The 14,208-nt window shown below is 32.4% G+C and carries 16 protein-coding genes; 12 read left to right on the plus strand and 4 right to left on the minus strand.

Annotation, left to right across the window (positions count from 1 at the left end; all coding sequences use genetic code 11):
• The first annotated feature begins 2 nt into the window (after nt 1-2).
• From ACKI42_RS01225 to ACKI42_RS01260, 8 genes are all read left to right on the plus strand, one after another.
• Complete coding sequence (locus ACKI42_RS01225) at nt 3-683, plus strand: TerD family protein (RefSeq protein ID WP_407401619.1); 681 nt, start codon at nt 3-5, stop codon at nt 681-683.
• Nucleotides 684-718: 35 nt separating this feature from the next.
• Entirely contained in the window at nt 719-1,357 is a 639-nt protein-coding gene (locus ACKI42_RS01230; RefSeq protein ID WP_407401621.1) for a vWA domain-containing protein, read from the plus strand.
• Nucleotides 1,358-1,367: 10 nt separating this feature from the next.
• A complete protein-coding gene (locus ACKI42_RS01235) occupies nt 1,368-2,411 on the plus strand; it encodes a TerY-C metal binding domain-containing protein (protein WP_407401623.1) in 1,044 nt (347 codons plus the stop codon).
• Nucleotide 2,412: 1 nt separating this feature from the next.
• The gene (locus ACKI42_RS01240) at nt 2,413-2,544 is read left to right on the plus strand and encodes a hypothetical protein (RefSeq protein WP_407401625.1); all 132 of its coding nucleotides are present in this window, start codon (nt 2,413-2,415) and stop codon (nt 2,542-2,544) included.
• A 24-nt stretch (nt 2,545-2,568) separates the two neighbouring features.
• A complete protein-coding gene (locus ACKI42_RS01245; protein ID WP_407401627.1) occupies nt 2,569-3,789 on the plus strand; it encodes a PP2C family serine/threonine-protein phosphatase in 1,221 nt (406 codons plus the stop codon).
• A gap of 2 nt (nt 3,790-3,791) precedes the next feature.
• The gene (locus ACKI42_RS01250; protein WP_407401629.1) at nt 3,792-5,303 is read left to right on the plus strand and encodes a helix-hairpin-helix domain-containing protein; all 1,512 of its coding nucleotides are present in this window, start codon (nt 3,792-3,794) and stop codon (nt 5,301-5,303) included.
• A gap of 14 nt (nt 5,304-5,317) precedes the next feature.
• On the plus strand, nt 5,318-6,124 hold the full coding sequence (locus ACKI42_RS01255) for a hypothetical protein (protein WP_407401631.1): 807 nt from the start codon (nt 5,318-5,320) through the stop codon (nt 6,122-6,124).
• Between the two features lie 232 nt (nt 6,125-6,356).
• A complete protein-coding gene (locus ACKI42_RS01260; protein ID WP_407401633.1) occupies nt 6,357-6,848 on the plus strand; it encodes a thermonuclease family protein in 492 nt (163 codons plus the stop codon).
• Nucleotides 6,849-7,310: 462 nt separating this feature from the next.
• Here the strand turns inward: ACKI42_RS01260 and hisS are convergent, their stop codons facing one another.
• The 3 genes from hisS to ACKI42_RS01275 all read right to left on the minus strand — a co-directional run bounded on the left by hisS (nt 7,311) and on the right by ACKI42_RS01275 (nt 9,640).
• Nucleotides 7,311-8,678: a histidine--tRNA ligase gene (gene hisS, locus ACKI42_RS01265; protein ID WP_407401635.1), complete on the minus strand. Its 1,368-nt coding sequence runs from the start codon at nt 8,676-8,678 to the stop codon at nt 7,311-7,313.
• Nucleotides 8,679-8,819: 141 nt separating this feature from the next.
• Nucleotides 8,820-9,287, minus strand: a complete 468-nt coding sequence (locus ACKI42_RS01270) for an HRDC domain-containing protein (protein ID WP_407401637.1) — start codon at nt 9,285-9,287, stop codon at nt 8,820-8,822.
• 20 nt (nt 9,288-9,307) lie between these two features.
• Nucleotides 9,308-9,640, minus strand: a complete 333-nt coding sequence (locus tag ACKI42_RS01275; RefSeq protein WP_407401639.1) for a single-stranded DNA-binding protein — start codon at nt 9,638-9,640, stop codon at nt 9,308-9,310.
• A gap of 197 nt (nt 9,641-9,837) precedes the next feature.
• Between ACKI42_RS01275 and ACKI42_RS01280 the strand changes: the two genes are divergently transcribed.
• From ACKI42_RS01280 to ACKI42_RS01290, 3 genes are all read left to right on the plus strand, one after another.
• Nucleotides 9,838-10,197 (plus strand): hypothetical protein, encoded by a 360-nt coding sequence (locus ACKI42_RS01280; protein WP_407401641.1) that lies wholly within the window; start codon nt 9,838-9,840, stop codon nt 10,195-10,197.
• Nucleotides 10,194-11,102, plus strand: a complete 909-nt coding sequence (locus ACKI42_RS01285; protein WP_407401643.1) for a TIGR01777 family oxidoreductase — start codon at nt 10,194-10,196, stop codon at nt 11,100-11,102. Before ACKI42_RS01280 ends, ACKI42_RS01285 begins: the two co-directional genes overlap by 4 nt.
• Nucleotides 11,103-11,179: 77 nt before the next feature.
• Nucleotides 11,180-11,749, plus strand: coding sequence for a hypothetical protein (locus ACKI42_RS01290; RefSeq protein ID WP_407401645.1), 570 nt, complete (start codon nt 11,180-11,182; stop codon nt 11,747-11,749).
• Between the two features lie 56 nt (nt 11,750-11,805).
• Here ACKI42_RS01290 and ACKI42_RS01295 read toward each other — a convergent pair whose 3' ends face one another.
• Nucleotides 11,806-12,534, minus strand: a complete 729-nt coding sequence (locus tag ACKI42_RS01295; protein ID WP_407401647.1) for a pirin family protein — start codon at nt 12,532-12,534, stop codon at nt 11,806-11,808.
• Nucleotides 12,535-12,890: 356 nt separating this feature from the next.
• Here ACKI42_RS01295 and ACKI42_RS01300 point away from each other — a divergent pair, with 356 nt between their 5' ends.
• A complete protein-coding gene (locus tag ACKI42_RS01300) occupies nt 12,891-14,015 on the plus strand; it encodes a thioredoxin-like domain-containing protein (protein ID WP_407401649.1) in 1,125 nt (374 codons plus the stop codon).
• Nucleotides 14,016-14,208: the final 193 nt, after the last annotated feature.

The raw sequence follows: 14,208 nt of genomic DNA on the forward strand, positions 1-14,208 counted from the left end.
CAATGGCAATAAGTTTACAAAAAGGTCAGAAAATAGATTTAAGAAAAAGCTCAGGAGAAGCACTTACCAATTTTTGTGTGGGTGTAAATTGGGGCGCAATAGAAACCGAAAAAGCAGGTTTATTCGGGTTTGGAAAAAAGAAAGTAGTAGAAGATGTTGATTTGGATTTGAGCTGCATAATGCTCGATCAATCTGGTAATTTAGTCGATTGGATCTACTCTCCGGATTACAATGCTTGGCTTTCTAAAAACAATTACCCTCTAGGTAAACTTTCTTCTAAAGATGGTGGATTGAAGCACAGCGGTGACGATAGACAAGGTGATGTAGGTGGTGATGACGGATTGGATAATGAAATTATTACCATAGATTTAAATCGTGTAAGTCCAACAATTGATAAAATATATTTCTTTCTAAATATTTATCTCAATCAAGGTCAATCATTTGATTTTTCTCAAATCCCTTTTGCGAAGATAAGAATGTACGAAGGTACTTCTACTCGAGTGAACACGGTACATTCTAACTACGATATCGTTACCGATTCTAGCTACCGAGGAAAACGAGCTCTTATTTTGGGTAAATTATATCGTAAAAATGGTGAGTGGAAATTTGATGCTATTGGTGAACCTTCAGAAGATCAAATTTTTGTACAAACCATGCAAAGAATCATCAAAGATTACAAATAACTCCTCTATCTATTCAAAAACACAAATCTGAAAACATGAACAGAAGATTATTAGCCTATTTCTTACTCGACACTTCAGGCTCCATGCGTGGCGAACCTATTGTAGCACTTAATAATGGTTTCAATGGGTTGGTAAGTATGCTGCGATCTGATCCTCAGGCGATGGAATCTTTGCATGTCAGCGTGATTACCTATGACCAAAATGTAAATAATATTATCCCTTTAGTAGACTTGGCGCACTTTTCACCAGTAGAAATCAAGTGTCCAGACAGCGGACCAACTCATACTGGAAGAGCATTAGAAGAAGTTTATCATTTGGTCAATCGAGAATTAATAAAAGGATCATCCGACAAAAAAGGAGATTGGAAACCTCTACTCTTTATTTTTACAGATGGGAAGCCATCGGATATTCAGAAATATAAAGAAATGATTCCTAGAATAAAAAGTTTAGACTTTGGAGTAATTGTAGGCTGCGCTTCGGGTCCAAAAGCCGAAGTAAGTTATCTACAAGAGCTTACAGACCATGTTGTAAAACTAGATACTACCGATGTTACAACACTTACTACATTTTTCCAATGGGTAAGTTCTTCCATCGAAATGGGAAGCAAATCCCAAGGCACAGGTGAAGCAATGATTTTACCTCCTCCACCAAGCGAACTAAATTTGATTATTTAATTTTAATTTTATGAGAAGACTACCCATCTATTTCCTCATAGATGTATCAGAATCTATGGTAGGAGAACCTATAGAACAAGTACAAGAAGGTATTGCTACTATCATACAAGAGCTAAAAACAGACCCGAATGCGTTGGAAACCGTTTGGTTATCTATCATCGCATTTGCGGGGAAAAGTAGAATTATAACTCCTCTACAAGATCTTATTACGTTTTATCCTCCGAAAATTCCGATTGGAGGTGGAACATCCTTATCTAAAGGTTTAACGCAATTGATGAATGCCATTGATAGAGATGTTATTAAAACAACTTTCGAAAGGAAAGGTGATTGGAAACCTATCGTATTTCTTTTTACAGACGGAATTCCTACAGATGAAACAGAAATTGAGATTGAAAAATGGAATGTAGAATATCGCAGAAAAACTCACCTTGTTATCATCTCGATTGGCGACAATACCAACTTTAATCTTTTAGGAAGATTGTCTAACGATGTTCTATTATTCAATAATGCAGACAATCAATCTTATAAAGATTTTTTCAAATGGATTACCTCATCGATCCAATTGACGAGTGAAAAGATAAACATAAATAGTAGTGAAGGAATTAATTTAAGTAAAACAAGCCCAAACACTATTGAAAAAATAGATGTAACAAAAAATTATTCTCTCCCAGATAATAATTTTGTAGTCCTGAATGGGAAGTGTTCTGTGAATGATAAATTATATCTTTTAAAATTTAAAAAAGAAATTGAAGATTCTATGGTTCCAGGTTTTGGTACACGCTTTTACAAAATTGAGGGTGCGTACAAGATAGATGAAAAATCGTACTTAGAGTTCTCTGCAGGAAAGGTAAATGCCCACAAAATTTCTAGTGACGAACTGTATGGTAATCCTAGCTGCCCTTGCTGTGCCAATGATTTTGCATTAGCTACTTGCCAATGTGGAGGAATACATTGCATCTCTGGTGACGGCTATGCAACGTGTCCCTGGTGTGGAAATAATGGGTTTTATGGCTCTTCCAACGGAGAATTCGATATCAATAGAACTTTGGGATAGTATGGGAAATATTTTAAGAAATATTATTTCAGATCTATCTAATGAACCGAAAGATATTGCGGATTCCACGCTAGATAATATTTATAAAAATCCGAAAGTAAAAGAACTTACTCAATCTATTTCCGAGCTTTAATCTCAATTGTTAGAAATCAGTCTTATGCACCAAGCCACCGAAGAATTTTTAGAAAATCATTTTATCATCCCAAATGCATTCGTTAATAAGAATTATCGATTTGTATTTGACCTCTCATTATTTCCGAATATTACTATTATTGAGGTGAAAAATCTGGATAAAATTGGATTACATTTCGAAGCTGACAAAAAATTAATTACAGGCTTCCCTACGCATGCAGGTTCTACAGAGATTGAAATTTTATTTAAAAATAATTTGGAAGATCCATCAAAAGAACATCTTAAAAAATTAGCTTTTATTGTGAACGCAGATCCAAAAGATTTGTGGCAAAACAAACCAAGCCCGAAAGATGATATTTTCTATAAACAGGAAAGTGCCTCTCATTCTTCAATATTTTTAGATAAAAAAATAGTTATTTCCTCCAAAAGAGGAAGATCTCATGCACATACTGGTACTTTTAGAGAAGATCATTTTGCCCTAAAAAATTTAAAGGATGATTGGTCTATTATTGCTCTAGCAGATGGCGCTGGTTCGGCTAAGTTATCACGAGTTGGCTCTCAGTTGGCAACAGAAAATATCATTCAGTGTTTTGATGATGAAGATACATTGAAGCAGTTATGTTCATATTCTGAAAAGGTCTTTTCTAAAGAAAATTATGCTCCAGCTGAGTCAAAAAATTTGTTGATGAATTCTCTTTATCAAAAAGTACTACAAGTTCATCAACTACTCCATGAATTTGCCCATACACAACAAATTTCACTTAAAGATTTACACACTACTTTGATCTTTGTTTTGATTAAAAAATTAAGTTTCGGGTATGTTGTTTTATCCTTTGGTGTAGGCGATTGCCCGATTGCAATCATTAATAAAGACAATACATGTGTGAAACTTCTGAATTATCTAGATGTAGGAGAAAGCAGCGGCTCGACAAGGTTTCTTACGATGCCGGAAATATTCTCTGATCAAGAAATGATGGCTCGTAGATTTGGAATAAATTGTTTTGAAGATTTTTCTAAATTATTCTTAATGACCGACGGAATTTATGATCCTAAATTTGTGGTAGAAAGCAAATTGGAAAACATCAATGCTTGGCAAGAATTTCTAAGTGATATGGATGGAAATAATGAGGATCAAAAGAAAGTGAACTTCAAAGAAGATGATCAAATAGAAAAAGACCTATCTGAATGGATGGACTTTTGGAGCAAAGGTAACCACGACGATAGAACTTTGGCAATTATCTACTAATTATGGCTATAATTAAAGTAAATTCGAGCATTGATGCTAGCAAAACCTACGAATACGTAGACGATGGAAATCCCATAAAAGGAGGACTGAAAGACGTCTACTTCTCGCCTGACAAAAGGTATGTAGTTGCATTTTTCAGAGATCCACTAGACACGATACAAAAAGACAGAATCCATAGAATTGTTACGCTTTATTTGGAAAACATAAAACAGGGCGACAGTTCTGCATACTTTCTAGATACACTCTACAGATGGCCTTACGATTCTGTAGAAAAAAACGGTAAAACAGGTGTTGTAGTTCCTATCTATAACAGTCAGTTTTTCTTTAAAAAAGGATATAAAACCAATGGAGGCATAAAAGGTGGCGAAAAGAAAAGCAAATGGTTTACCACGCCGTCATTTAGACATCATCAGTATCCGCTTACCTTAGATCCTGTAGAATTGGGAGATTGGCTTAGCTACTTCCAAATTTGCATAAATCTTTGCCGTGGTGTAAAAAAATTGCATCAGATGGGTTTGGCACATTCAGATTTGTCGTACAATAATGTTTTGATTGATCCTATTTCCAAATCTGCAACCATTATAGATATTGATGGACTTGTAGTTCCTGGTTTGTATCCTCCAGAAGTTATTGGTACAGCAGATTTTATAGCTCCCGAAGTTCTTAAAACCAAACATTTGCCTCTCTCCGATCCCAATAGGCATTTGCCCAATCAGAAAACAGATTTGCATGCATTGGCGGTTCTTATTTTTATGTATTTATTAAGGAGACATCCGTTAAGAGGTGGAAAAATTTGGGATTTAGATTCTGAGATTGATGAAGTATTATCTATGGGTGAAAATGCTAGTTTTGTGGAACATCCTACAGATACAATCAACCGAGTAAAAATTGACCATTTACCAAAATGGAATTTATTTTGGGGAGATCCAAGTAAACTTCCCTACACAATCACAGGTCCTTATCTTTCGGCATTATTCGAAAAAGCTTTCATAGAAGGACTACACAATCCATTATTAAGACCAATTGCCAACGAATGGGAAACAGCTTTACTAAAAACTGTAGACCTTATACAGCCTTGTAACAACCCACAATGTGATGAAAAATGGTATGTTTTCGATAACACTACCCTACCAAAATGCCCTTTTTGCGGTACCGAGCACAAAGGCAGCTTGCCCGTTATAGATTTGTATTATAAATTTAGTGATGATGTTTGGAAGCCAGAAAATCACAGATTAATGGTCTATCACAATCAGTATTTATTTAAATGGCATGCTTCAAGAAAAATTATTAGAAATGAAAAGCTCCCAATTCAGGATAAAAAACCGTTGGGATATTTTACATTTTTCAAAAATCAATGGGTTTTGGTAAACCAAGGATTACCAGAGATGAGAGATATTACTAATGATGTAGATATTCCGATCAATTCTATGGTAGAACTTACTCAAGGTAAAAAAATCATGCTTTCCAATGAAGAAGGAGCAAGATTGCTATACATCACACTTATCAACGAATAATAGACATTACTAAAATGAAAAAAATTGGTTTACTCGCCATTCTGTCTTTACTTTCATGTAAACAAGAGACAAAAAATGAAACAACTACAACAACAACTCAAGTTTCCGATACCATATCAATTACCAAACCTGCTGATAGCACAAAAGTGATTGATTTGGTAAAAGCTGAACAAGAAATAAATATTTTACTTCCTAGAGGTTATAGAACTTACGATAAATACAATCCTGCAAATGATCTAAAGAAAAATTGGGTAGAATTGAATGTAAGAAACGGAAATTACAGTATTGAAAAGGCTCATTACACGATAAAAAATGACTTTGATGAATGCTCTGGAGATTCTCTAAAAGTGATTATTCCGAAAAATAAAACGCTATTGTATCTTGATTCTAAAAAATTATCTCTTGGAAATATAACTTCTTTACCCATAAAAAAAGATAAAATTTGGCCCAAAGATAAAACCTCATTTAGTTTCAATGGAACTGAATATTTTTTGAGAGCTGAAGGACAAGTTCTTTCTTCTGAAAAGGTGTATAGTAATGATGATAAATTGGAATTATTTCAAAATGTAAAAAATTACAAACTGTATATTTCAACCAAAGACACCCCCGAAAAACTATTGTTAAAAGAAGAATCCTTCAATGATACTTTTGTGAAGCTACTATTCGTTGGCGATATTGATAAAGATGGTAAACTCGATTTCATTTTTGATGCAAGCAGAGATTATGAGGAAGAGCGAGTTCTTCTATTTCTCTCCTCACCTGCCAAAGAAGGGAATTTAGTTGAAAAAGTGGGAGAAATTGAGGCTCAATTTGATTGTTAGTAATTGATTCGCTTATTTTCCATCTCGAAATTTATGATAAGAATTAGATATTGTTTTTTATTTATTTAAAAAATTTTAGGTTTAGACAATTAGCATTATCTTTGCAAAAGCCGATTAATAAAGGTAAAAAATAAGTTTGTTTTTATTTTTTTTGGCTTTAAATTCATTCTTAAAGTTGATATTTATAATCTACTTTTAGGATGAATTATTTTATCTAACCCTATTTATTTTCATGAAATTCAAATTTTTATTATTCTTATTCCTTCCTCTATTTTTATTTTCTCAAAAAACATTTTACAAAGTAGTTCGTATCAAAGATGGTGACACCGTTTGCCTTTTGATGAATGGTAAGGAGGAAGTGATCCGTCTTGGGCACATTGATACACCCGAAAAGAAACAAGCTTTTGGTACGAGAGCAAAGCAAGCAACATCTAATTTGTGTTTTGGAAAAATGGTTTCACTAAAGGCTAATGCTAAAAGAGATCGCTACCAAAGGATCGTTGCAGAGCTAATACTTCCCAATGGAACTAATGTTAATAGAGAATTGGTGAAAAAAGGAATGGCTTGGCATTATAAAGCTTATTCTAACGACGATTCTTATGCAAAGTTGGAAACTACCGCAAGAAAAAACAAAACAGGTCTTTGGAAAGATAAAAAACCAATGGAACCTTGGAAATACAGAAAATTAACCAAGGCTGAAAGAGAAGCTTATAACTCGAATTAATAGTATTTTTTACATAATTTAGAAAAAAATGCAAAGATTAAACGCATTTACGGTTTACCGTAACACACTTTGAAAAATTGATATTATATTTGCAGCATAAGGTTTCTAAATAATAGATATTAAAGATTTTAAGAACACAAATGATAAAAAATTCCGATTTCCCTGTCGGAATTTTTTTTGCCTATGAAAACGATACTACTAATTTCCACTCTTATTTTTAATCGGGTAAACACTAATTATTCTAGCAATGACGAGGTTTTTCTATGTGATAGCGAAGGAGAAAAAAAATACCATTACAGTAAAAACTGTAGAGGATTGTCCAATTGCAAGCACAAAATAATTGCTGTAAGTTTAAAAAAAGCAATTACATTAGGAAAAAGAAAATGTGGCTATGAATAGCACAAAAAGCACTAATCTCAAAATTTAGATTAGTGCTTTTTAAATTTATTATAAGGAATTATTTTAGCCTAAAAATTCTTCTCTAGAAACTGTTTTTTGTTCTCCAGTTTCCAAGTTTTTGTAGGTAACATTTCCGTTTTTTATTTCTTCTTCGCCCAAAAATACTAGATTTTTAATTCCTTTCTTTTCAGCGTAAGTGAATTGCTTATTAATTTTTGAACTTTCTGGATAAAGCTCTGCAGAAATTCCTCTTTCACGAAGTTGTGCAATAAGTTTTACCGTTTCTATCGTTTCTGGTCCGCCGAAATTTGCAAACAAATATTCTACTTGTGATACAGCATCTTCTGGGAAAAGCTCTAATTCTTCTAGCACCAAATAAATTCGATCTAATCCGAAAGAAACTCCAATACCAGGAATATTTTTCACCCCAAAAACTTCCGTTAAATTATCGTATCTACCACCACCGCCGATAGATCCCATCTGTGCATCATCAGCTTTTACTTCAAATATAGCACCTGTATAATAATCTAAACCACGAGCAAGCGTAATATTGAATACTAAATTTTTGCTATCGATACCCAAATTCTTTGCTTGAGTAAGTACAAATTCTAGTTCTTCTACTCCTTTCAATCCGATTTCGTTCCCTTGAAATTTCTCTTTCAATTGAAGAACATTTTGTAAAGCATCTTCAGATTGGGTAAATAAGAAATCCAATTTATCAATAGATTCTTGAGCAATATTTTTCTCCAAAAGTTCTTTTACAACGCCGTCCTTTCCTATTTTGTCTAATTTGTCTAGCGCTACAGTAAAGTCTATAAGTTGATCTTCTATGCCAGCATATAAAGCCAATCCAGAAAGTATTTTTCTGTTGTTCATGTGGATGGTAACAGATACTTTCAGCTCTGCAAATGATTTTAGATAAAGCTGGATAAGTTCCACCTCTTGCCAAAGACTTTCGCTTCCTACAACATCAGCATCACATTGATAAAACTCTCTAAATCTTCCTTTTTGAGGACGGTCTGCTCTCCATACTGGTTGAATTTGGAAACGCTTGTATGGGAAAGCTAATTTTCCATGGTTCATTGCCACGAATCTTGCAAAAGGTACCGTAAGATCATAACGAAGTGCTTTATCAGTAAGATTTTCTGAACTAAAAGGTTTTTCTAATGCTCTTTGAAAATCTGCAGACATTACTGCTTTCTTTTCGTCTTTGGCTTCATTAATACTAGAATTTAGAATCTTGAAAATCAGACGATCTCCTTCTTCTCCATATTTTCCAGTAAGAGTTGTTAAATTTTCAAAACTTGGTGTTTCTAATGCTTGAAAACCAAATAATTCAAAATTTTTCTGTAGTATGTTGATGATATATTTTCTTCTTGAGACTTCCAATGCGGTAAAATCTCTTGTCCCTTTCGCTAAACTTGGTTTCATTCTATAATTGATAAATGATGAATATAATAATAAATATTGCAAAAATAAGCATTTGTAAAGACTTTGAATGGATAAAAAGCCAGTAAAATAATTTTACTGGCCTTATAAAAATCATCATTTGTTGGATTTTTTTTAGTAAAACTAAACCTGTTCTAAGATTTGCAAAATTTCTTCTCCATAGTTTTCTATTTTATGTTTCCCAAAACCTTTAATGTGCAAAAGTTCTTCTTTCTTTATAGGTTTATACTTCGCTACAGACGTCAATTCTTTATTACTCGCAATGCAGTAAGAAGGGATATTGATGGCTTTCGCTTTTTCCGAACGCCATAATTTCAAAGATTCAAGGATTGCTATTTCTTCAGGTGAAAGAAATTCTTCCTCATAAGAAAATTCTTGGTATTTATCTGTATTTAAAATAACTTCTGCAACCACTTGAGGTTTTACATCCTCTTGAAATTGGATCATTATCGACCAATAATTATCTTCTTGTACAAATGCAGTCTCCACTTTGATTACTTGGATCGTAGAGACAAACTCATTCACAAACTTTTGATCATTCAAGAGAAATTCTTCCTCAACTCTTACTTTTAATACTTTAATTTCCATCATTTGTGTTTTTAGCTATTGATTTATTTGCTGCTTAAAAGTAAAATTTCATCTACTTTAATTTCTGTGATGTACCTTTTCATACCCTCTTTATCATCATAAGAACGATACGTTAGCTTGCCTTCCACTCCTATTTCTTTTCCTTTTGGAACATACTTCTGCAAGATTTCCGCAGTTTTACCAAAAGCAACCAAATTGTGCCATTGCGTTTCTTCTACTTTCTCGCCTTTTGCATTGGTGTAATGATCGCTTGTAGCAAGAGATACTGTAGCTTTCATACTTCCATTTTCGAAGTTGATAATTTCAACATCTTTTCCTGTGTAACCAATTAATGTTACTTTGTTTCTTAGTGACATAATTTTAATTTTTAATTATTAATATTCAGATAAGAGACGCTCACTTATTTCACAAATCTCTACTGCAAAGTTTCTAACTAAATGAGATTCAAAACGGTAATAAAATATTTAAATTCATTTGTAGTCGTTTGCAAATGGATAATCACTATCTTTAATGTGATTTTATAATAAAATAATCAACCTAAAATATCCATCCCATGAATTGTTTAGAATGTGATAAAAAAATCATTGGCAGATCCGATAAAAAATTTTGTAATGATGCCTGCAGAAATGCATTTAATAATAAGCAAAATAAAGACAGCAGTAATCTAATGCGAACCATTAATAATAAATTGCGTAAAAATTATAGAATTCTTAGCGATATTAATACTGATGGTAAAATAAAAGTAGCGAGAGCTAAATTGGAAGGTTTAGAATTTGATTTTAATTATTTCACCCAAATTAAAGTCTATAAAAATGGATCTGAATACAAATTCATCTATGATTATGGCTATAAAATATTGGAGGATGGGTATCTATTAATCGTTAAAAATGAAAGAAAAGACATACACAAATGAAAGAAGTATTAGTTATTACAGGTGCTAGTGGCTCGGTAGCTAAAGCATTGCACGAAAGATTGAAAAATGACTTTATCATTCGGTTTCTCACAAGAGAAAAAAAACATGAAAACGAATATCTTTGGGATGTTAAAAAGCAAACAATAGAGGATCGAGTGTTTGAAAATGTGAGCCACATAATCCATTTGGCAGGGGCTAATATCTCTGATGAGAAATGGACGGCTGAAAGAAAAAAAGAAATAATGTCTAGCAGAATAGATTCTGCAAAACTTATTTTCAATACTTTACAAAGAAGAAATAAAAAAATAAAATCGTTTATTTCTGCTTCTGCAGCAGGAATTTACGGTGCAAAAACCTCAGAAAGAATTTACTCTGAAAAAGACGGAAAAGGAAATGACTTTCTAAGTGACGTGGTGAAACAGTGGGAAAAATCAGCAGATCATTTTGCCGAACAAGGCATTGCACAAAGAGTAATAAAAGTAAGAACTGGCATTATATTATCCTCCAACGAAGGAGCACTATCCAAAATGGTAGTTCCTGTAAAATACGGCGTTGGCTCTCCTATTGGCTCTGGAAAACAGTATATTCCATGGATACATATGGACGATATTTGTGGAATCTATGAGTTTTTACTCAAAAATAAAACTTTACAAGGCGCCTATAACGCAGCAGCACCACAACCTACTACGAATAAAATACTGATGCAAAGTACCGCAAAAGTTCTTGGTAAACCCTTTTTTATGCCTAATGTACCTTCGTTTGTGATGAAATTGGTATTTGGCGAAATGGCAATTGTATTATTAGAAGGTTCTAGAATTTCTTCTGATAAAATAATAAGTGATGGTTATTACTTTAAGTTTCCTGAGTTGAAAGGTGCTTTGGAGGATTTATTATTGGATGACTGATGTTTTTTTCAATTAGATTATTTACATTTGCTAATCCATTTTTGTAGTAAAATATTATTATCACCATTACCTGTTATATGAAACTTCACGCTTCTATTTTTGCTTTTATATTGCTTTCTACTGGAGTTATTGCTCAGAAGGGGGATAAAACGAGTAAGCAAGATGTACAGATCATAGAACATTTCAGAAATTCTTATAAAAAGAAGAATTACCAAAAATTTACGGGGAAAATTACCAAAAATTTCAATCAAATAATTTTTGATGATAAAGCCCTTTTTATTGCCAAAGGAGATAAATTATCGCTACTGCTTTTAGAAAAAGGATTGATTTATCCGCAATTGATTAGAGATTTTGAACTTCAAAAATTCGTGAAGGAATCTACTGATAAAACACAGCTGAGATACCTTAAATATCAGAAAAACCCAAGTGCATCCTTTGAGGTAAATAATGAGGTGATAAAAATTACTGAGCTCAATTTTCTTAACGTCAATGAGAAAATAAAAAGATTTAAAATTAATCTAAAAAACAACAGCATTCCAAGTAGCAGAACATTTTTTATAGAACTTACCAATAAAAACGCTACAAAAGATACCAAAATTGAGGATTTTGTAAAGTATAGTAGCCTTACATTTCTATCTAAATCATAAAAAAAAGCAAGAGAAATCTTGCTTTTTTTCTTTAGTTCATGAAGCTCAAATAATGTTTATTTAAGATAACAAGGCAAATCCATAGGAACTTCCATCAACAAAATTTCAGCATCTGTTGTTGCTTCTAATGTGAATTGTTTCGCGTCCCAAATTCCAAAACCATCTCTAGGATTTAATTCTTGAGTTCCTATTTTAGCATTACCTTTTAACACAAAAACATAAACACCGTTTCCTTCTTTATTCAAGTTGTATTCTTTAGAAACTCCAGCATCAAATTTGGCTAAATTGAACCATGCATCTTGATGAATCCAAACACCTTCATCATCAGGATTTGGAGATAAAATTTGCTGAAAATCATTTCTTTTTTCGGCCTCTCTTATGCTTTTTTGGTCATATCTTGGCGTTACATTACCTTCTCTAGGAAATACCCAAATCTGTAAAAACTTCACTTCTTCATCTTTGTTTTCATTATACTCACTATGTTGAATACCTGTTCCGGCGCTCATAGCCTGTATCTCACCTTCGCGGATTACCTCTTTGGTTCCCATAGAATCTTGGTGCTCTAAGTTTCCAGATAATGGGATAGAAATAATTTCCATATCGCGATGAGGATGTTTACCAAATCCCATTCCTTTAGAAACAGTATCGTCATTTAAAACTCTAAGAACGCCAAAATTCATTCTGTCGAAGTTTTGATAATTGGCAAAACTAAAGGTATGAAAAGAGTTTAACCAACCATGATTTGCGTGTCCTCTTGTGTTTGCTTTGTGATATATTGTTTGCATTTTGTAATTATTTTATAGTGCAAATATATCTCTAATGATACTTCTACTCCATTGATATAGGGTAAGAACGATCATTCGTTAAATACAATGGCATTCCGACGAAGTAGCAATCTTTAGAGTGTTTCTTACCTCCACTTCATCATCTATTGAATGACTAATTTCTTTATTAAAAGGGATGTCATTCCAACAAAGGAGGAATCTCACTTCATTTTTAAGTATAAATTAAATGTTTAAATTTAAATTAATTTCAATCTAAATAAAATTAGATGATGTAAATAAAACCTACTATGGCAGATTTAAAAGTATACCTTCTTATAAAAACGTACATTAGGAGAAATTAATTTATCATCAATATCATGAAGCAATTTAAATTACTTTCAATTCTTATTATACTTATTTGCTTTCAAGGGTTAGTAGGGCAGAAAAAATTTATTATCTCAGGAATTTTAACTGGATTTAATGAAAATTCTGTAGTGAAAATTTCACAGAATAATGTTGTTTTGGATAGTTGTGTGATTAAAAATAGTAAATTTAAACTGACTGGTAGCTTAAAAGACACTCCTATTAATGTCTATCTATCCATTCAAGATAAAAAAGATTACATCTATGGTGCGCTGTTCATTGGAAATGAAAAAATGACATTGAATGCTGATAAAAAAGATTTTCCTTTTGATCTTTTATTAAAAGGCTCTAAATATAACAGCCTTAACTATGAAAATAATCAAAAAGACAAAATATTATTACATGAGAGGAAAAAACTTGAGCAGGAAGTCCATTCTCTTCGAGCTGACAATAAATGGAATGACAGTTTACAACAAGCGTATTGGGGAAATAACGAACCTTTAGGGAAAATAAAAATAGTGGATCGTGAATTGGATAAAAGTAGAGATGCATTTATAGATGCTCATTATAATACTTATTACGGTCTTTATCTATTGGAAATGTATAAAACTGTTATACCAAAGGATAAACTACAAAATTACTATAACAAATTGAGTCCAAATCTTAAAAAAACGGATGTTGCAATTGCCATAAAATACCATCTGATATATCCAGAACTGAAATTAGGAGAAAAATATCATAATTTTTCCGCGTTTGACAAGCTAGATCAAAAAAAGCAGTTTTCAGATTATTTTAAAGGAAAGTATATCTTGTTAGATTTTTCTACGCTCTATTGTGGATTTTGTCTTGAGGCATTGCCTCAACTTGAAAATAGTAAAAAAAGCTTAAATGAAAAGTTGGAAATTATCACTTTCTATGTTGATAAAAACAAAGTTGGGTTTGATGGTTTATTAAAGAAACATAGTAAAGATTGGGTTATGCTTTGGGATAAAAAAGGGCGACTAAGCGAAACATATGCAAAATATAAAATCTACGGAACGCCTACATTTTTTCTTTTTGATCCGAGTGGAAATTTAATTAAAATTTTTGATGGATATTCTGAGGATATGTCTGAAAAACTGAATGATATTTTGAAATAAAATAATTCCTATGTTATTGTTTAATTAAATTATGAAAAGCAATGTCATTCCAACAAAGGGTGAATCTCAAGATGGATTCTTCACTACGCTAAGCTTCGTTCTGAATGACAAATTAGCTAATAGAAAATTTTATCATTCCGACAAAGGATGAATCTCAAGATGGATTCTTCACTACGCTAAGCTTCGTTCTGAA

Source organism: Chryseobacterium sp., from assembly GCF_045629545.1.
In the GTDB taxonomy this organism is placed as follows: domain Bacteria; phylum Bacteroidota; class Bacteroidia; order Flavobacteriales; family Weeksellaceae; genus Chryseobacterium.

Coding starts and splice junctions, on each gene's coding strand:
- ACKI42_RS01225 (WP_407401619.1), top strand. CDS start 3: ATGGCAATAAGTTTACAAAAAGGTCAGAAAATAGATTTAAGAAAAAGC.
- ACKI42_RS01230 (WP_407401621.1), top strand. CDS start 719: ATGAACAGAAGATTATTAGCCTATTTCTTACTCGACACTTCAGGCTCC.
- ACKI42_RS01235 (WP_407401623.1), top strand. CDS start 1,368: ATGAGAAGACTACCCATCTATTTCCTCATAGATGTATCAGAATCTATG.
- ACKI42_RS01240 (WP_407401625.1), top strand. CDS start 2,413: ATGGGAAATATTTTAAGAAATATTATTTCAGATCTATCTAATGAACCG.
- ACKI42_RS01245 (WP_407401627.1), top strand. CDS start 2,569: ATGCACCAAGCCACCGAAGAATTTTTAGAAAATCATTTTATCATCCCA.
- ACKI42_RS01250 (WP_407401629.1), top strand. CDS start 3,792: ATGGCTATAATTAAAGTAAATTCGAGCATTGATGCTAGCAAAACCTAC.
- ACKI42_RS01255 (WP_407401631.1), top strand. CDS start 5,318: ATGAAAAAAATTGGTTTACTCGCCATTCTGTCTTTACTTTCATGTAAA.
- ACKI42_RS01260 (WP_407401633.1), top strand. CDS start 6,357: ATGAAATTCAAATTTTTATTATTCTTATTCCTTCCTCTATTTTTATTT.
- hisS (WP_407401635.1), bottom strand. CDS start 8,678: ATGAAACCAAGTTTAGCGAAAGGGACAAGAGATTTTACCGCATTGGAA.
- ACKI42_RS01270 (WP_407401637.1), bottom strand. CDS start 9,287: ATGATGGAAATTAAAGTATTAAAAGTAAGAGTTGAGGAAGAATTTCTC.
- ACKI42_RS01275 (WP_407401639.1), bottom strand. CDS start 9,640: ATGTCACTAAGAAACAAAGTAACATTAATTGGTTACACAGGAAAAGAT.
- ACKI42_RS01280 (WP_407401641.1), top strand. CDS start 9,838: ATGAATTGTTTAGAATGTGATAAAAAAATCATTGGCAGATCCGATAAA.
- ACKI42_RS01285 (WP_407401643.1), top strand. CDS start 10,194: ATGAAAGAAGTATTAGTTATTACAGGTGCTAGTGGCTCGGTAGCTAAA.
- ACKI42_RS01290 (WP_407401645.1), top strand. CDS start 11,180: ATGAAACTTCACGCTTCTATTTTTGCTTTTATATTGCTTTCTACTGGA.
- ACKI42_RS01295 (WP_407401647.1), bottom strand. CDS start 12,534: ATGCAAACAATATATCACAAAGCAAACACAAGAGGACACGCAAATCAT.
- ACKI42_RS01300 (WP_407401649.1), top strand. CDS start 12,891: ATGAAGCAATTTAAATTACTTTCAATTCTTATTATACTTATTTGCTTT.